The organism is Culicoidibacter larvae (assembly GCF_005771635.1).
Classification (GTDB): Bacteria; Bacillota_I; Bacilli_A; order Culicoidibacterales; family Culicoidibacteraceae; genus Culicoidibacter; species Culicoidibacter larvae.
This window is the reverse complement of record NZ_VBWP01000014.1, coordinates 18910-37946: the sequence shown is the minus strand read 5'-3', so window position 1 is coordinate 37946 and position 19037 is coordinate 18910. Positions and strand designations below refer to the sequence as shown.

Annotated in this window: 18 protein-coding genes; 2 read left to right on the top strand and 16 right to left on the bottom strand. The window is 40.2% G+C overall.

Annotated elements, in window-relative coordinates; translation table 11 throughout:
- Nucleotides 1–60: 60 nt before the first annotated feature.
- The 12 genes from FEZ08_RS11380 to FEZ08_RS11325 all read right to left on the bottom strand — a co-directional run bounded on the left by FEZ08_RS11380 (nt 61) and on the right by FEZ08_RS11325 (nt 13272).
- Entirely contained in the window at nt 61–975 is a 915-nt protein-coding gene (locus FEZ08_RS11380) for a hypothetical protein (protein WP_138192484.1), read from the bottom strand.
- Nucleotides 975–1652: a response regulator transcription factor gene (locus tag FEZ08_RS11375; protein ID WP_138192482.1), complete on the bottom strand. Its 678-nt coding sequence runs from the start codon at nt 1650–1652 to the stop codon at nt 975–977. The genes FEZ08_RS11380 and FEZ08_RS11375 overlap by 1 nt, the downstream gene beginning before the upstream one ends.
- 166 nt (nt 1653–1818) lie before the next feature.
- Nucleotides 1819–2517 (bottom strand): trehalose operon repressor, encoded by a 699-nt coding sequence (gene treR, locus FEZ08_RS11370; protein ID WP_138192480.1) that lies wholly within the window; start codon nt 2515–2517, stop codon nt 1819–1821.
- A 98-nt stretch (nt 2518–2615) separates the two neighbouring features.
- The gene (locus tag FEZ08_RS11365) at nt 2616–4532 is read right to left on the bottom strand and encodes an alkyl/aryl-sulfatase (RefSeq protein ID WP_138192478.1); all 1917 of its coding nucleotides are present in this window, start codon (nt 4530–4532) and stop codon (nt 2616–2618) included.
- 166 nt (nt 4533–4698) lie between these two features.
- Nucleotides 4699–5415 carry a GntR family transcriptional regulator gene (locus FEZ08_RS11360; protein WP_138192476.1) on the bottom strand — a complete coding sequence of 239 codons (717 nt, stop codon included), beginning with the start codon at nt 5413–5415 and terminating at the stop codon, nt 4699–4701.
- 58 nt (nt 5416–5473) lie between these two features.
- Entirely contained in the window at nt 5474–6487 is a 1014-nt protein-coding gene (locus tag FEZ08_RS11355; protein WP_138192474.1) for a sugar kinase, read from the bottom strand.
- Nucleotides 6488–6504: 17 nt separating this feature from the next.
- Nucleotides 6505–7242 carry a 2-dehydro-3-deoxy-phosphogluconate aldolase gene (gene dagF / locus FEZ08_RS11350; RefSeq protein ID WP_138192472.1) on the bottom strand — a complete coding sequence of 246 codons (738 nt, stop codon included), beginning with the start codon at nt 7240–7242 and terminating at the stop codon, nt 6505–6507.
- Between the two features lie 3 nt (nt 7243–7245).
- Nucleotides 7246–9528: an amidohydrolase/deacetylase family metallohydrolase gene (locus FEZ08_RS11345; RefSeq protein WP_138192470.1), complete on the bottom strand. Its 2283-nt coding sequence runs from the start codon at nt 9526–9528 to the stop codon at nt 7246–7248.
- 13 nt (nt 9529–9541) lie between these two features.
- Nucleotides 9542–10636 (bottom strand): DUF871 domain-containing protein, encoded by a 1095-nt coding sequence (locus tag FEZ08_RS11340; protein WP_138192468.1) that lies wholly within the window; start codon nt 10634–10636, stop codon nt 9542–9544.
- A gap of 69 nt (nt 10637–10705) precedes the next feature.
- The gene (locus FEZ08_RS11335) at nt 10706–10972 is read right to left on the bottom strand and encodes a hypothetical protein (protein WP_138192466.1); all 267 of its coding nucleotides are present in this window, start codon (nt 10970–10972) and stop codon (nt 10706–10708) included.
- Between the two features lie 30 nt (nt 10973–11002).
- Nucleotides 11003–12343 carry a PTS sugar transporter subunit IIC gene (locus FEZ08_RS11330; RefSeq protein ID WP_138192464.1) on the bottom strand — a complete coding sequence of 447 codons (1341 nt, stop codon included), beginning with the start codon at nt 12341–12343 and terminating at the stop codon, nt 11003–11005.
- A 152-nt stretch (nt 12344–12495) separates the two neighbouring features.
- Complete coding sequence (locus FEZ08_RS11325; RefSeq protein ID WP_138192462.1) at nt 12496–13272, bottom strand: nucleotidyltransferase domain-containing protein; 777 nt, start codon at nt 13270–13272, stop codon at nt 12496–12498.
- A gap of 202 nt (nt 13273–13474) precedes the next feature.
- Here FEZ08_RS11325 and FEZ08_RS11320 point away from each other — a divergent pair, with 202 nt between their 5' ends.
- Nucleotides 13475–14185, top strand: a complete 711-nt coding sequence (locus FEZ08_RS11320) for a DUF6198 family protein (protein WP_138192460.1) — start codon at nt 13475–13477, stop codon at nt 14183–14185.
- Nucleotides 14186–14516: 331 nt separating this feature from the next.
- Here FEZ08_RS11320 and FEZ08_RS11315 read toward each other — a convergent pair whose 3' ends face one another.
- The 4 genes from FEZ08_RS11315 to FEZ08_RS11300 all read right to left on the bottom strand — a co-directional run bounded on the left by FEZ08_RS11315 (nt 14517) and on the right by FEZ08_RS11300 (nt 18726).
- The gene (locus FEZ08_RS11315; RefSeq protein ID WP_138192458.1) at nt 14517–14786 is read right to left on the bottom strand and encodes a hypothetical protein; all 270 of its coding nucleotides are present in this window, start codon (nt 14784–14786) and stop codon (nt 14517–14519) included.
- Nucleotides 14787–14925: 139 nt separating this feature from the next.
- A complete protein-coding gene (locus FEZ08_RS11310; protein WP_138192456.1) occupies nt 14926–16863 on the bottom strand; it encodes a PTS fructose transporter subunit IIABC in 1938 nt (645 codons plus the stop codon).
- A 21-nt stretch (nt 16864–16884) separates the two neighbouring features.
- Nucleotides 16885–17799, bottom strand: a complete 915-nt coding sequence (gene pfkB, locus FEZ08_RS11305) for a 1-phosphofructokinase (protein WP_138192454.1) — start codon at nt 17797–17799, stop codon at nt 16885–16887.
- A 183-nt stretch (nt 17800–17982) separates the two neighbouring features.
- Nucleotides 17983–18726, bottom strand: coding sequence for a DeoR/GlpR family DNA-binding transcription regulator (locus FEZ08_RS11300; RefSeq protein ID WP_171015055.1), 744 nt, complete (start codon nt 18724–18726; stop codon nt 17983–17985).
- Between the two features lie 100 nt (nt 18727–18826).
- Between FEZ08_RS11300 and FEZ08_RS11295 the strand changes: the two genes are divergently transcribed.
- Nucleotides 18827–19021: an RpiB/LacA/LacB family sugar-phosphate isomerase gene (locus FEZ08_RS11295; protein ID WP_138192450.1), complete on the top strand. Its 195-nt coding sequence runs from the start codon at nt 18827–18829 to the stop codon at nt 19019–19021.
- The last annotated feature ends 16 nt before the right edge of the window (nt 19022–19037 follow it).

The following is a 19037-nucleotide window of genomic DNA, read 5'->3' as shown; positions in this document are numbered from 1 at the left end:
GATCCTTTCAAGTTACGCTATTAAAGAATGAACAATAATTTTATGATTATATATTGACAATTACATAGTTAGCTCATTTAAAATCTTCATGATATCAAGAATATCAGCAAGCAAGGCTTTATTATTCTGCTCCATATTTTGAAGCCGTTGCTCATTTTCTTCAATATTACCGTCATTTTTCTTAAGCTGACTGATATTCAGCAACTCCAAGCTGACCGGTGTTTTAGCATCATGAATCAATGATCGCACTAAATTAATTTTACTGATGTGTTGCTCTTGCTTCTTCTGCAGCTCACGCTCAAGCTGAGAATACTGGGTGCCAATAACATCCATCTTCTCTTGCAAGTCATCAGTAAACTCACTAAGCTCTTGCGAAAGCCGGTCATATTCATTGGCATTCGCTTTCGCCGCTACTTCATCAAGCTGATAACTGCGCAGCTTGAGAATATTATCACGCAAACGGCTTAGTGGTTTAATTGAATTACGGAATACTAATAATAAAAGAACAATTATAATACACGCCAAAACCAGCACTGCCAAAACAAATGCTGTCATAATAATTAAGAAAAATTGCTCGCTGTTAATTTTATAGACCGCAGTCCAAACCTGATATGTTAATCCATCTTGTTCAACGGTAAAAGCACCATAAAAACTAATTTGTTCTTGATTAACAGTCTTATTTAAAACTGAAAAATCAGCAGTTGGCATTGATGAATAAATCAATTCATTTGGCGTAATAACTACTAAATCAACATTATTTTCAGCTTTAAACGCACTGAGCACCTGAGGCAAATCACTTGTCTCTTGGGTATACAGTATTTCAGTAATTTCATTTTTCATCGTTTCTGCGTGTTGCATATTTAGTTGGTTATACATGTTCGACATCAAATATAATGCAGCTGCAAGGATAAGTACAAATACAAAGTAGGTGATTGTCAAAACATAAAATAATTTTTTCCACCCTGTATTCTTCATTACTTCTCAACCCATTCATAGCCAACACCGCGAACGGTAAAAATGCTCGAAATCCGCAACTTCGAACGAATCCGCTTTACATAAGTATCTACGGCACGAATATCGCCAAGCGTCCCGGATACATTCCAAACTGCTTCCAAAATTGTTTCCCGGCTGACAACTTCATTTTTATTTTTCATCAAATAAGCCAAGACATTAAATTCCGTCTGCGTAAGATTATATTCCACATCATTCTTCTTCACCCGGAAATTGCGCAAGTCTAAAGATAAATCCTCAAAATTACTTCGTAAAATTTCACGTTTAGGCTGAGCATCAACATCCATCATCAGTACGCGCTCAATTCGCTTGAGCATAATATCAATTTCAGTTGTCTTATTAATATACTCACTTGCTTCTAAATCCAAGCCCCGCAACTCGTCGCGCGGACTTTCTGAATTTGTCAAAATAATCACTTTCGCTTGCTTATTATATTTGCGAATCATTTGTAAGAACTGAAGCCCATCAAAAGTCTCCATCTTTAAATCGCTAATTACTAAATCAAACTTACTATTTTTATAGAGTTCCAGTCCACTGGCAACATTCATTGCCGTTACAACGGTATACCCTTCAACTTCTAATAATTCTTTGATGACCGTTTGATAGCGCTCATCATCATCTACAAACAATATTTTTGTCATAAAAAAGCCCCCCACTTTACATTTTATAACTGCTTACAAGATTAAATTATAATAAAAATACGATAATTTAGCAATATTGTTCATTAATTATACACACAAAGTACAATCAAAATACATTTTCTAACAAAAAACGGCCACTGGTTATCCAGTGGCCGACTCATCTTAGTTATCGGCGAGCAATATCGGTAAAAATAAAGCGATCGGGACGGTGACGCGACTGCGTATACTCAAACAATACCCCGTCCTGTAAATAAACAAAGTTATGCACAACGACTACTAAGTCAAAGTCAAGCATATCCAAATATTGATAGTCCATCTCTGTAGCCCGTTCAATCACAATACTCTTTTTAGCAATACCAATCTCAATATTTAGTTCTTGCTCAATAAAAGTATAAATCGACTGTTCAGCAACTTCCTTAGTAAGTCCAGGAATCAATTGTTCAACAAAATAATTAACATCAAGAATAATCCGCTCATTTTGCAACGAACGCACCCGCTTAATATGTGTCAGCACCGTCCCCGGCGTAAACCCGCTCTGCTTTGCTAACTGCTCATCAGCAATCATCGCCCCAAACTCAGCAACATCAGTTTTAAATTTTTCCCCGGTTCGAATCATAACCTCGCGAAAACTTTCCAAACCACTGATAGCAAATTCAACCGAGCGATTCTCAAGCACAAAAACACCCTTGCCTTTTTTACTGACAACAAAACCATCACTGGCAAGTAGATCAATAGCCCTACGAATAGTATTACGCGTCACCCCATAAATCTCGGTCAGTTGATTTTCAGAAGGCAACAGCTCCCGATACTCATTATTTAAAATCTTTGCTTTCAAATCTTCATAAATCTCATAATATTTGTTCATGCTGCTTGGCACCACCTAATAGCTTTATTCTACCATATTTCTGCAGTTGTTTAAACAAGGAAAAAAACTCCCCGGCAGGGAGCTTTTTTTAAACCAATTTATGGTCTGGCAATATTAATATCAAGGGTAAATGCATCAAGTTCGGTGAAGAACTCTTCAACCATATCAGCATTACCTTCAACCGTCATTTTTCCTGAGGCAATCAGTTCAGATGGTTTTGTCATTTTTAGCGCCAGCATTGATAACTCATTACGATTCAAAGTAATTGTTGCATCAACATTTGGCAACTTTTTATTCTCATGGAAAATCAAAACCCCATTACTTATTTCCAGCGCATAAGTTGATTTGCGATCAGGTTGCACTAACTTGAAGTTCATTGGCTTATCAACTATTTTCGGACCAACAATAAGCATTGACAAGAAATCAAGCAACATATAGTCTTCCATAGCATTCAATGAGTTTACACCTACGGTTCCAACCGGTGGAGTAATTTTCTTGCCTGCTGTAGCAGCCCGTAATTCAAGTGCCCCCATCAGATAAGTATCACGCCATGTTCCGGCTTCACTCTGGTAACCTAATTGCTCATAAATATCAGCAAGCACCAACATCGCTTCCTTATTATCCGGCTCAGCAAACACCAAATGTTTACCAATTTCCGCACCAAAGCGATATTCTCCATTTTCATATGCAGCTTTTACTTTTGCAAGTACCGCTTCGCTACCGCCACCAAATTCAACAAAAGCTTTGCCTTGTTCAACCGGTGGTAACGGATGTAAGTTAGCCGGATTCATGTCAAACCAACCTAAATAGCGTTGATAGATGGCTTTCACATCATGATTCAATGTTCCATAATATCCACGCATGCTCCAATGATTGCCTAGTTTTGGTGGCAACTCCATCATTTCGGCAATCTCAACCATGTTGTATCCTAAGTTCATCAAACGTAAAGTTTGGTCAAGCATATATTTATAAGTATCACGTTGGATTGTCATCAATTCCATGCAACGTTCGTGTCCCCATGTCGGCCAATGGTGAACGGCACAAATAATATCTGTCTTATCGCCATAAATTGCCATCATATCATCAATAGCTTGCCACCATTTACGTACGTCACGAACTTGGGCGCCACGTAATGTCAGGACATTATGCAAATTATGAGTAATTAATTCAGCCGGTAATAATATTTTTTTGCTTGGCATATACATAATCATTTCGGCAGGCGCTTCTGTTCCTGGCACTAGCATAAATTCAATCTCGAAACCATCAATCACATGGGTCTCACGTTTTTCTTTTATTATATGTGATGGTACTAACAATGACACTTCACCATTAATAGCACCACCTTTACCTAATCCCTCATCCACTTGACCTTTTGGACTGGCGTCAAGAATAATACCAACCTGATTATACATACGGCGACTCATAATATTCCCAACATAAGCATTTTCGCTAATAGCTTCAAGTAAGAATCCATCCGGTACATATAATGGTACTTTCCCAGAATCAATATCTTCCTGACTCACTAATCCTGCTAATCCACCATAGTGGTCAACATGTGAGTGAGTAATTAAAATTGCTTTAATTGGTTTCTCACCACGAATTGAATAATACAACTGCAGTGCCGCTTTGGATTGATCAACCGTACTTGTTGTATCAATAATGATAATACCGGTGTCACTTTCAATAATTGTCATGTTGGCAAGATCAAGATTACGCACCTGATAAATACCCTCAGTTACTTCAAATAATCCGTGTATATTATTTAATTTTGCTTGACGCCAAAGACTTGGATTTACCGTGTCAGGGCAATCTGCATCAATATCTTCAAAAGCAAACTTCTCTACTGACCAAACAACATCTCCATTTGCATTAGTTATTCCCGGAGCCGGTACTGTTCCCAATAATCCCCGTTGCGCATCCTCAAAATCTTGCATGTCAGCAAAATCTAACTGAGATAACAACTTCTTATTTTCAACTTTAGTAAACTGGCTAGCATCCTTTGCTAAATTTTCCATTTATCTCACACCTTTCTATTTTAGTATAAATCTGATTTCACGATTGCACAAGTAAAGCACTCTATCTTTGCAAATAAAACACATGAAATCCCATTTTTTTTGTTTTCCAACTTATTTATTGCTTTATTTTATAAAAAAGGGGCACCGCCAAGCGGTGCCCCTTTTTCTACTTCTCCATCTCAACAATATAAGGTTGAATTGTCGTCGGATAGTATGCTAATGAATATTCAATTACTTGGTTAAACTGATCATAACCGATTCTGATTCGCTTTAAAATTGCCTGCCCGGCAGGAATGTTCAATTTGGCAGCAACTTCACTGTTGGCATATTCAACACTAAATTGATCTTCACAACGCCCCATCGTTGCACCTAAGTCAGATAACAACCGATACAATGAATCTTTGTACCCGCTTGCAATTTCTGGTAATCCCAGAGTTGCCGGCAAATAAGTTTGAATGTATGTCAGTTTATCTTTATCTGCCAGAATAACCCGTGATACACAGAGTGCCTGCGTCGCAAAATAGTTGTCCAGTCCGGGAATTGTTTTGGTATCCACTCGTGATACTGTAACCTCTGCTTTTGAAAGCGTAAACCCTAATTCCTCAAGTTTCTGTGAATAAGACTTGGCCTTTGAAAGTTTGTTAAAATAGTTATTCTGAATAACCAATGTCCCTTTGCCCTTCTTCTTTAGCAGATACCCCTCATCTTCTAAATCCTGAATTGCTTTGCGAATCGTAATCTTGCTGACATCGAACTTTTTTTCCAATTCGGTTTCGGTTGGAATGTAAGTTCCTAGAGGATATAAGCCATCGAAAATCTCTTGGCGTAAAATATCCTTAATCTGCAAATACAATGCCGGTGCCCCCTTACGGTAATCGAGCATTTGTTTTCCTCCTAAATGTAAAAAAAGAGGTAAATAACCTCTCCTTACAGATCGTAATTTACCTCTCTATCATATCATTTTTACTGCTTTTCATCAACTTTTCAATGTCACTAATGCGAGCCCGATTTGAGTCGCCTAAAATTGTGTGCTTGTACACGCTACTGGCTACACCGAACTCGACGGTGTAGCTCAAGGGTTCTTCCCCCAAATAGCCATGTAAAACACCGGCAACAAATGCATCACCACCACCGATTCGCTCCAGCACATCAAATTGATACGCCTTGGAAAACACTACGGTCGCAGGGGTTGCAATGAATCCTTGCAACTGATGAAAGGTTGGTTCTAAAACTAAACGTTTGGTTCCGGCAATCAACTGAATATTAGGGTATCTCGAGAACACATCTTGCATCGTCTTCTCAATCATTTGCTCGTAACTCTCAGTCTCATCAATCACGCTAAACGGCAATAATTCTGAAAAATCCCGCTGATTAGCAAAACAAATATCAACGAGCGGCAAAACACCTAAGTAAACATCAATAGCTTCTTCCTTGCTCCAAAGCCCGGGGCGATAGTTAAAATCCAAACTCACAACAATATCGCGTTCCTTAGCCTGCTTAATCGCTGCCACTGCAATATTACGCACATTTTCTGCCACCGCAAAACTAATCCCGCAAAAATGTACATGAGTCACATCCTGATAAATAGCATCCCAATCATATTCATCCAAATGCGAGGTCACAAATGCACTATGCTCACGATTATAAATAACCTTAGAAGGCCGCACCCCAAATCCCTGCTCTAAAAAATACAATCCCAGGTAATCGCCGCCGATAATCACTCTTGACATATCAACGCCAAAACTTTGCGCCGCACTCCTGGCCGCAAAGCCCAAAGCATTCTCCGGCAACTTACTGATCATACGTGTATCATAGCCAAAGTAAGCCAGGCTCGCCAAAACATTCAAGGCGGTTCCGGTGTACATCACATCAAAGCCTTGCGTCTGCTCAATTGTCTGATACTTCTGTGTCATCAGTCGCTGCATAATTTCTCCGAAACCGGCAATCTTTTGCATACTCAATCGCTCCTATACTAGACTATTTTTTTGATTATTGCATATAATGTTTCAACATCTTCAATACGTGTTGAACCACTGTCTTTATCAATGATTGAAGTATATACATGAGGAATAATTTCTTTTACTCCGGCATCAAGGGCAATTTGTACAATCTCTTCAAAGTTATCCAAATCAATACCACCGGTTGGCTCTAATGCTAAATCGTGCTCCGCACAAGCCTTTGCGACCGCAATATATTCATCTTTAGTTGCTAAACCCTTCATTGGAAAGAACTTAATTGAACTACCACCCATGTCTTTAATCAAAGCAATCGCTGATTCAACAGGTACAACACCATCAGGTGCTTGACTTGAAAGTGGTCCGGTAGTAATTTTCACCATCCCTGGTGTTCCGCTTGGGCTTACTAGTGTATTGATGAAGCTTGTATCATTATCAATCTTTGCCCGGGTAAAACCTACTGCCGGAAATACTTGATTAGCATGTTGCGGTTTTAAGACTGCTGAAATTTCCGCCACAGCTCGCCACTGTTTAGGATTACCGGCACCAAGACCTACTGAAATTGCATTATCAATTGCTTCTTGATATTGTTTCATATCAGTAATTGCACTTGGCACATCCGGGTAGTCGGCAGAAAGCAATCCTACTACTACATGACCTTCAGTTGCATCATAAATTGCTTTGGCATTCTCAAGGCTATTAGTCAGCACATTCAATGCTACTCGTCCTTTATAAAAACTAATTTTTGTATTCATAACTCATTCTCCTTGCAAATTTTGTAATTGGCTTAAAATAATATCTAAGTCGCCTGCCAACAACGGCCGCGGATCAATGCTGAAGTGACCAACATTAGCATAGTAGTCACGGGTGAATATCGCTACCTCACCTTGGGCCAGCTCGCTGACCAGGGTGAGCGCATTTTTTCCATAACCATCAGTTCGTTCATCAACATGAATCTGCACTCGCGCAATTGCCCGCCCGGACTCATCATCTTCAAATTCAGCAGTTAATCCGGCAATCTGATTCACAGCGCCCATAAACGCTTCAAGTTCAGTCTGGGTTACCACTGGTTTTGGTGGTGCCTGCATAAACTCAGCAACCGCCTGTACCAATCCGTAAATAGTTTCCTTGCCGACCTTCATTGCCCGGCCAATGCCACGGTATTGTGCTTTAATATTAGCAATCAACTCAGCGTCACTACCAGCTACAAATCCCGATGTCGGACCGCATAAAGCTTTAGTTCCGCTATAGATGACCAAATCAGCGCCCATTGCCAGATACTTACTGAAATCTTCTTCAGCTGCAGCATCTACAATCAATGGCAAATGATATGCCTTAGCGACAGCAATCATGTCTTCAAGCGAAACCATATTCTTCTGCACCGTATGATGCGATTTCACGTAAAAAAGCGCAATCGTATCATCGCTGACCGCCGCTTCCAGCTGCGCACGTGACGCCTGGTTAGCTGAGCCAACTTCTTTAATAACACCGCCACCAAGATTCACCATCGTCTCGATTGGCACATTATAATTCACATTGTGTCCCTTAAGCATCAACACTTGATTTGGCAGTTTTGAACTATATTTCGTCAGGTTCTCAATATACTCAATATTATTTTTGGCTATCAATGAAGCAATTGTCAAAACAATTCCACTAGAAGCACTTGTTGTCACACAAACGTCAGCCGCACCAATCTCGCTGGCAATAAACTGACCGGCTGCATCAATTAATTCATCCATCAGCACATAACTGTCGGCACCACGATTCATCGCTGCTAGCACCGACGCACTTGGTGTTGAAACCCCAAGCTTGGTCATCCGCCCCGAGGCATTAATTACCCGGCGCACACCTAAATCAACTAACTCCATACTATTTAACTCCTCCGCTGTGTCAAGCGGCTCTATAACCGCTTGTGAACAAGTACTCTTGGGGTGTACTAAAAATTTATCACCATCAATAAATACCATCTCCGGCTGGATGAATTGCTGCCCAATCTCAACCGCACCAGTACTATCTACTAATTCAACTTCCTCACGAATAACACTAAAGACGGTTATATCAGCAGGAAGTCCGGGCAGCACACGGCCGTTCTCAAGGCCAAGCACTGCCGCCGGCTTCGCAGTAATCTTATCAATACAATCGGCAAGCGGCATACCTAAGTGCAGAAACTTAGTTACCACGTTAGCTAAACTTTTTACCGGTCCCGGTAAATTTTCAGTATACCCGTCTGTACTAATCGTATCAGTCACCAATCCTTGTGCTAACGCACGGCGGGCCACATCAAAACTAAAACTATCTCGACCATGACCAATATCAAAAATAACGCCGCGCTGATGAGCTGCAATAACATCCGGATGCACCACATCGCCACCTTGGAAAATATTATTAGCTTTGCCATTATATATGTGCGTAACAATATCGCCACGCTTTAACAAAGCTAGAATATCCAATAATTCCGGCGGCGTATTGCCGATATGAACCATGATTGGCAATCCAAGTTCTTTTGCAATCGTTTGTCCGAGGACAAGCGGTTGCACTCCGTTTTCACCCACCACACTACCGCTCTCACGTACCTTAATACCAACAATAAAATCCTGGTAGTTTTTATATGTGTTGCGGATATCATCAAATCTAATCTGATTTAAATCCCGCAACTCATACCGGCTGGCAATTCCCATTGATGAAACATTTATAAAGGCTTTAATCTTTGTCTTCTTTGTTTGCATCTGCTCAAAAAAGACCGGCATGTCGTCGCTTCCGGCAGTACCGGCATCGATAACCATACTTACGCCTTGCTCAACACCAAGGAGATCAGCATCAGTACTAAGCGGACCATCACTGGTAAACGTATGTGCGTGCATATCAATCCAGCCCGCCGATACATACTTCCCGCTTAATTCAATAACTTCATGCTCATCCGCAGCAATATTTGCCGCCACTTGGCTAATCTTCCCATCCTCAATTAAAATGTCAGTTTGCTGTAAATGTCGCGGATGAGAGGTATCAAGCAAAATCCCCGACTTTAATAAATGTCCCATCATTAAGACTCCTTATCTATTTTGTTTTTTCCTTAAATGCTAATGTGTTCCATGCGCCGATATACGGAATCAAGAATCGTTCGTAATCAACAACCCGAGCAACTAAATTCTTACGTTCATCAATTGGCATTGTTTTTAAAATTAATTGTAACTCACCTTTATACTTGCCAAAGTTGTCATTACCAATCATCACATCACCGCAGGTATGACTCTCTACCGGGCGAACCGGAAACTGCTCAGCTTTGTATTTGGTCCGGCTCGGCGTTGAGCGAATCATATAACTGCTTATATCACCACGGCGAATATGCGGCTCATCAAACATAATTGTTCGTTCGACTGCACTCACTCCAGCCTCAACTTCAACTTCAAACTCCAATACATAACGGTTCAGTGCGCCAAGTGCCGCTAACTCATCATCACTGGCGTAAGCATTCCCAATAATAACGTCATCAATCAAATTGGTAGCCCAAAGATGTTTTGCCTGTGTCGTAATCGGCAACTCCCGATGCTCTTCCAAAGTACATAAACCGTCATTTATGTCCCATGGTCCGATTGTTGCTGCATCTGAGCTTACAAATGCTGCTGTACGTAATCCTAATTCTTTAAAACGTTGCGAACAAGCAATGAAAAAATCAAAATCAAGTCCGGTAAAGCGTTGCGGATAAAAATTATGACACCCTAATAATTTCGTCTCCTTAGGATTATGCGAAAAAATATTATTGACATAATTGGTGTTGTTACTCATGTTGATTTCAATATCCAAATCATATTGGTTATAAGTAAACTGTGATTCGCGCAAGCCATCAAAACCTAAATCTAAACGGATCCCGCTGGCACCCAGTTCAGCAAAAAATGATAAATCATCATAACTAATTCCTAAACCGGAGAATACTGCTGGCGCAATATCTAAAATGACATCCATCTCTAAATTTCTGGCAAAGCCAATTGTCTCACTGAATTCTTCACGAATCACATCAATCGGTTTCTGCGCTGATAACAAACAAGTAAACACCCGCTCAAAACCACATTCGGCAGCGCGCTTAATGTATGCCTTATCCCGCTCTACCGTCGAGTGTTCCGGATAAATTGAAATTCCCAATCGTCTATTCATATTATACACCGTCTTTCTATGAAAAATCAAAGATGTCGGTCAAATTAAATTTTCCCGACATCCCCTTACTTATTTAGCTGCTTCTTGATACCGTTGCAATCTCTTTGAATAATTAATCTGAATCATTGTTGCCCCAAAAATTGTTGCCATAATCACTGGTTCATAAAAGTAATTTCCCAGCACTATACATATAACTACGGTAACGACAATGATTGCTAATGCTGCCAAAATAACATTAATAATCGGCGCATGCGCCACCCAGTGTACTCGACGCAAAACTACTTGAGCAACAATTATTATTGCTACTATTAATATTCCCAATAAGACTGTATCCATATCAATTCACCAAATTCTTTCTATTTTAAATTATGCAGTTGCTGCATCATTCACTTCTGCTTTAGTAGCTTCCGCTTCGGCTTCAACTGCCGCCTCATTCTCCAAGTTACGGCGCTCAAATATACGGAAGAATGGCCAATATATAACCCACGAAACCGCAAAACATATTAATACCAAGAAGAAGGACATGACATTCCAGTTAGAACTCATCATCGCTCCTATTGGTGCCGGCACTGTAAACGGCGCCTTGGCCACCATTCGCGGCACCCAATCCATTATTGTAAAGAAATACGCAATAAATAGGTTGATTATCGGTGTCACAATGAATGGAACCGCCAAAATCGGATTCATAACAATCGGTGCTCCAAAAATAATTGGCTCATTAATATTAAATAATCCCGGTAAAAATGAAAGTCGGCCAAGCTGACGAAGATACTTTGACTTCGAGAACATAAACATAATTACTAATGCCAATGTTGTTCCTGCGCCACCAATCCACAAATACCATTGCAAAAACTGCTCGGTAAAAATATTCGGTAGTTGGAAGGCACTCATTCCAGCTTGGAAAGCCTCACTGTTTTGAGCAATGGCTTGATCCCAGAATGGACGAACAATCGGCCCCAATACTGCCGGACCATGAATCCCTAATACCCAGAAGACACAAATCAACAATACTGTTAATATACCACCAAATAAGTTATCTCCGGTTAAGAATACCTGCAATGGTGAAATCAACCAAGTCAATGCACCATTCACATCAAAATTCAAAATATGACGCGGAATCCAGAATACTAATATAATAACTAAGGTTGGTAATAATGCCGAGAATGAACTCGTTACTACCGGCGGCACTCCCTCAGGCATTCTGATTTCCAGCTTATACTTCTTCATTAAATGAAAAATCTCAACTGCAATTACCGATGCTAGAATCGCCGAGAACAAACCTTGGGCCGAAAGTGGCGTAATAGGAATATATCGTCCGGTAATTTCAACACCAGCGCTGGTAATACCTTCAGTGATGTTAACCGGCATAACCAACAATAAAAATCCTAAAGATGCCAAAAACCCGCTGGTAATATCATCTAACCCATAAGACTTTCCTAAAAACGAGCCAATCGTAAAACTAGCATACAAAGCCATAATCCCTACTGTAAAACGAAATGGTACATCCAAAATTTCGCGATAAGGGGCAATCCACTCAGTATACCCGGGAATCGGTAAATTCAAGAAAATGACAAAAAACGACCCCACAATAGTCAGTGGTAAAATAGCAATTAATCCATTTCGGATTGCTTGCATGTGACGCTGATTACCAATCGCATTAGCAAATGGCAAAAGCTTTTCTCCAAAGCGCTCTAAAGCTGCTTCCATGAGAATCCCTCCTTCAAAAAAAACATTCATATAAATACTATATGGCTAGATTATAATGCTTTTGAAAGCGTCTGTCAATATAACATTATAATGTTATGAAAATAAATAAAATCCCAACCACAGAATGGTCAGGATTTTTTCCTCTCACTTATCTATTTCCAAGCTTTCTTTAAGGTATGCATAAAAAAACGATTTAGCAGCGGTGTCACATCATGATTTGTTTTCTCTAATGTCTTAGCATATTCATGAAACTCCTCAACACACTCGCTGATAAACATATTCAACAATCGGTTTTTAGGAACAACATCTTGCTCATCGTTTTGCATCTTGGCAAATAACAATTCACTAATCGCCTCATAGAGCGGTGTCTCACGCGGCACACTGCTATCCAGCAACTCATCAAAAGGAATCGGTGGCATCGTACCGTTCTCTTCAATCCACCAGCAAGCAAAGATTGGTCGCAAAGCATAAAAATACTTCTTAGCCCGCACTTCATCTTCCATCAAATAATTCATATACGTATTCTCCGCCATTGACAAATAATGATGGAAACAAACATACGGCGAAAACACCTCATCTTGTAACTGCAACATATTATGTAAAAAATCATCCTGCTCCAGATAGACAATCGGCGACTCCAGCCACTCCTGCAAACTAGGATTCGATTTGCGATACAACTGTAGGGTCTTACGTAAATCCCATCCTGACATATCCAGCACCCCGTCATCCAGTGATAACTCAATCACATCCGACTGCTGATCAATCGCCAAATACCAATCCGGCTTATGCACATAAATAAAACGCACATCATAATCACTATCCTTAGACGGAAAACCCCAAGCGCGACTGCCGGACTCACAAGCATATAAGATCTTTACCCCATGAGTTTGTTCAATATTCCGCAGCTCCTCACGAATTCTTTCAAACATAGATACCCTCTCCTATTGCTATAAGTATACCAAAAAGTGAATAAATGAAGCAATGCCTTTCTTTTCGGGAAAATTTGGGTCAGCATGCCGGCCAAGCCGGTCATACTGACCTGGCACTAGCTATATACTTATTAGAACTTCACAAAAGAGAAATAATAGTATATCATCAAGGTAATAAGAAGATTAGAAGGTGGTTATAGTTATGAAGCGAAAAAGCAAATATAATTGGTTGCAGATTACTTTATTCCTATTAGCAGTTGTCGGCGTCGGAATGGCAGCATCTGTTACCATTAAAATGATGATTGGTGTTGGTGCCTGGGATGCTATTTGCCAATCACTCTATTTTATGACCGGTATTGAAATCGGAACTATCGGCATCGGCCTCAACGTTATCCTGCTTCTAGCTCAGATTGCCTTACTCAGAAAGAATTTTCGACCAATTAATCTCCTGCAAATCCCGCTCTCACTTCTGCTCGGCGTTGTCGTCAACTGGACGCTTTATAGCTTACTGACTGACTTTTTCATCGATAACTACCTACTACAACTGCTCATCTTCACTCTTGCCATCGCCACCATGGCCTTCTGCGTCAGCCTCATCGTCATCCTTGATGTCGTGCCCTTTCCGGCCGAAGGCATCTGCCTTGCTATTAGCACTGTCACCAAATGGCCATTCGCGCGCGTTCGCCAAGGCTTCGATGTCCTTTGTATCATCTCTTCACTGATACTTACATTAATATTCAGCCTTACCTTCACTATCCGCGAAGGCACCATCATCGGCATGCTAATCCTTGGACCATTACTTGGTTTCTTCATTCCCCGTTTGGAAAAACTGCTTGAGGCTCACGGAATCATTCAAGGCAAATCCAAACTTGAAGAAGAATACGAAGATATGGAAGGCAGTATGATACTTTAATCAAATTACTATTATTTTATCATTTATATTTTTATTTCTTGCTTTTTCTTTATATTAGTTGTATAATCAAGAAGTATAAGAGCTAACAAGTCCATCTTGTTAACAGAAAAAAGGAAGCCGGGCTTGGCTTCCTTTTTATTGTGACTCAACCTTCATTAATCATCTTTTCCACCATCAATTTGACGTAGTATTAGAAGTATTAACAATATTATAAGAGCTAATATCTCCATCCCTTCACCTCCTCACAGAGGCACTTATGGTTTCGCCACTTAATTATTATAATACAAAATTTTAATAAAATTATTTATTTTTAACAAAATATTATTATAAGCTAATTATTCTGGTGTTTTTCATTCATCTTAACAATCTTCAAGACAATTAATGCCACTATCGTAACAAACCATAATATAAAGCTGATACCAATCAGTCCAGCAACAGTAAGTCCATTAGAACAACCAAAATCACCTACCGGATGATTCGCCGGACATTGACCATTAATAAATTTTTGTGAGACCTCATATTGTGTAATAGAAGCAATTACAAAAAAGATAAATATCCATATACCATTAACAATTGCCAAAATCCATTTTGCTACTCTCATTTGTTTACCTCCAACCATATTCATTTCATTATTAATGATACTGATTTTGCAAGTATAAGTACATGAATAGCCGATGAAAAATATGTATTAAAAGTACAAAACCCGCGAAGCCGAGGCTTCGCGGGTTTTAAATTTCTCCCTAAACTGTAGGTTTTTTGCGCAACACGCCAATCAGCAAAGCACTAATTAAGGTTCCGACAACAATTGCCACAATATAGAATAATGGGTTAGACACAAGCATGATAACGAAAATTCCACCATGCGGTGCCAATACTTTAATATTCAAGAACATAACGATTGCTCCGGTAATTGCACTTCCGGCAATGAAACTTGGGATCATCCGTAATGGGTCGGCGGCTGCAAATGGAATCGCACCCTCAGTAATGAATGATAATCCCAGTACTGAGTTCGTTAAGCCGGCATCACGTTCTTGTGAAGTAAATTTTTTGCGGAATACTAATGTTGCCACAAACGTTGCCAATGGCGGAACCATTCCGGCTGCCATAACTGCAGCCATAATTGCGCTACCACCGGTGCTTACCGTTGCCGCTAATGTTCCGGTTGCAAAGATATAGGCTGCCTTGTTTACCGGACCACCTAAGTCAACTGCCATCATTGCTCCAAGCAATAATCCAAGCAGAATCGCATTGGCGCCGCTTAAACCATTTAAGAAGTCATTCAGCCAAGTATTCAACCATCCCATTGGAATAGTAATAACGACCATCAGAATGCCGACAATGATAACTGTTAACACTGGATAAATAAGAATTGTTTTAATGCCATCAAACACTTTTGGCAAGTTTTTGAATAATGCTTTAATTCCCAGTACTACGTAACCAGCCAAGAAACCACCAACTAAAGCGCCAAGGAATCCGGCACTGGCATCAGATAAACCAGTAATACCAATTGCTTCACCTAAGCTCACAACAATTGCACCACCACCAGCTGCAATACCACCAGCTACAAACCCGGCAACTAAACCTGGTCGATCAGCAATACTATAAGCAATGTATCCGGCAAATACTGGTAGCATAAAGCCAAATGCCAAACCACCAATTTGTTTAAAGAGTGAAGCAATCGCATTATATGACCCAAGACTAGCTAACTGATCTTGCGGCACACCAATCAATTGGTCAAGTAAGAATGCTAACGCGATAGCGATACCACCACCGATAACAAACGGTAACATATGCGAAACCCCGCTCATTAAATGCTTATAAATTTGTTGCCCAACTGATAACTTATCACCACTGGCACTACTTTCAGTGTTCCCGCCTTCGCTATGGTACACGGGTGCTTTTCCGCTTATTGCTTCCTGCAATAATTGTTCCGGCTTGTGAATTCCGGCAGCAACCGGCTGCGAAATCAAGTGTTTACCATCAAAACGATCCATTTCTACATTGACATCAGCAGCAATAACAACACCAGCTGCATCCTTAATATCCGCACCAGTCAAGCGATTTTCCACACCGGTAGAACCATTAGTTTCCACTTTTACCCGAATACCAAGTTTATTGCCGGCTTCTTGTAACTTCTCTGCCGCCATATAAGTATGAGCAATCCCGGTCGCACAACCAGTAACAGCAACAACAAATGGTGCCTCATTACTAACTGTATTTTCAGTTTTTGCCCCTTGGCTGAAGATTCCAATAATTTTATCGTAATCAGTTTCTGTCATTAATTGTTTACGAACTGATTCATGAATCAATTGTGTTGATAACTCAGACAATAATTTCAAGTGAGCATCACTTGAATTTGCCGGAGTGGCAATCATAAAGAATAAGTATGCCGGTTTGCCGTCCATTGAAGCGAAGTCAACGCCTGCGGTTGAACGAGCAAATACAATTGACGGGGTGCTAACAACGTCAGTTTTAGCATGGGGAATCGCTATCCCATCACCAATCCCGGTTGTGCCCTCTTCTTCACGCTTCCAAATATTTGCCAGAAAAGCTGCCTTGTCACTAACTACGCCGGTCGCGACTAAACGATCCGCCATCTCTTCAATGGCACCTTCCTTAGTTGTTGCTTGCAAATCAAGAATTACAAGCTCTTTTCTTAATACCTCTTGAATATTCATCTTTTTCACGCTCCTATATTTTTATAACTGAACAATTTCAATATCATCTTTTAATGTGTTAATAGCATCCTTCGTTGCTAAATCCCTTGAGTATGCTGTGGCGCTGCCGGCCGCCGCAGCATACCTAAAGCTTTCTACCGCGGACATACCAATGGTAAAACCGTAAACGAAGCCGGCAATCATTGAATCTCCGGCACCAACTGAGTCAACCAGCGTTCCTTTGGGAACAGTTGCACGGTAGATACCTTGTTCACAAATCAACATTGAACCTTTGCCACCCAGGGAAATAATCACATGTTGGGCACCATCGGCATGCAACCTTTTACCAGCAGCAATCAGTGCTTGATCATCAGCGAACTCGCTATTGTAAAAAGCTTCAAGCTCTTCGCGGTTCGGTTTAATCAAAACCGGGCCGAGCTTGGCGATGTCCAGCAATGTTGCTGAGGCTGTGTCAACGACGAAGCCAATGTTGCGGCTTTTCAGGTACTGACAGATATCAATATATATTGATTCCGGCACACCTTTTGCCAGACTTCCTGAAAGCACAACGAAGGCATCATCCGGCAAATTACGAATTTGCTGCCAGAGTGCCTCGATGGCATCTTCAGGAATGGCTGCACCGCTGCCATTAATTTCGGTTTCAACATCCTGTTTGATTTTAATGTTAATCCGTGTTGGCAGTTCAGTATGGACAAAGTCATTTTCAATATGCTGGTATTTTTTCAGCTCACTATCAATAAAGTTTCCCGAAAAACCACCAAGAAATCCTGACGCGCGGTTTTTAATCGCTAGATTATTAAGTACCACCGAGACATTGATTCCTTTTCCGCCTATTTTATATATTTCTGAAGTTGACCGATTTGTTGCTCCAAATTGAATAGCATCAACGTGCATGACGTAATCGATTGATGGGTTCAATGTGTATGTATAAATCATGAAAACATCTCCTTTCGTAAGTGTAAAAAGATTGTTGTTGATTGAAAATGATTGTTTTTGTTCTTTTTCAATTTGATTTTAGCATATCGAGTAACCGTTTACAAACATTTTCGCTCATTTTTTGAAAAAAAAACGCACATTTCCTTAGAAATGTGCGTTTTCGGCTTCTCATAAAAAATAAAACTAGATAGTAATAATATTGAAATTTTGGTATTTTTCGTTTGGTTTTTGATCGGTAATAATAGTAGCATCTTGGTGACCGGCAAACTGAATATATGATTCCTGGTCAAACTTATCACTGTCAGCTAAAATATATACTTGCTTAGCTTGTTTAATAATTGCCTGTTTAATTGTCGCCTCTTCTTGCTCCGGTGTCGAGAAACCGAAAGTCGGACTGATACCATTGGTACCCATAAAAGCGTAGTCAATACGTATGGTTTCAATCATTCGGATTGCCGGACCACCGACTGCAGCTGAGGTCTCAGCTTTTAATCGCCCGCCGATTATATAGGTAGGTATGTGATGAGCAATGAGTTCAGGAATATGATGCAATCCATGGGTATAAACAACAATATCTTTATCTTCCAATAATGGTATCATCATTGATACACTAGTCCCGGCATCTAAATAGATATGACTGCCGGCATCAATCAACTCTGCTGCCTGTTCTGCAATCCGAATTTTTTGCTGAACTGCCTCAGCAGTTCGTGTTCCTACCGGCACATCAGTCTTTGCTTTCTGTTGCTTATTGCTAACCGCACCACCATGTACTTTTACTAATTTACCAACTTCAGCAAGTGCAATTAAATCACGTCGAATCGTAATCTCGGCACAATCAAGCGTCTGCGCAAGTTCTTCACTGCGCACAAACCCTGCCTGGTTTACCAATTGTAAGATTCGCTGCCAGCGTTCTGCCTTTAACATCATTACCATCTCCTAAACTTTATTATAGCATAAATATATTTTGTGCTTAACTAGAAAATGCATTCGCACTATTCAATATAATATATGCAAAGGAATGAGCAACATGAGAATCGGAATTATTCATGGCAGTAGCCAAATAGATAAAAACCAAATTATGGCCGAACAGCTGGCATTGGCATTGCAACAAGTTGAGGATGATTTTGAAATACTCAATTTTGGTATATTTGCAGATGAAACTACTGAGCTCACCACTTTTTACAAACTATCTAATCCGATGAATCATGTAAATTGTGACTAAAATTGCAATTCGCTTT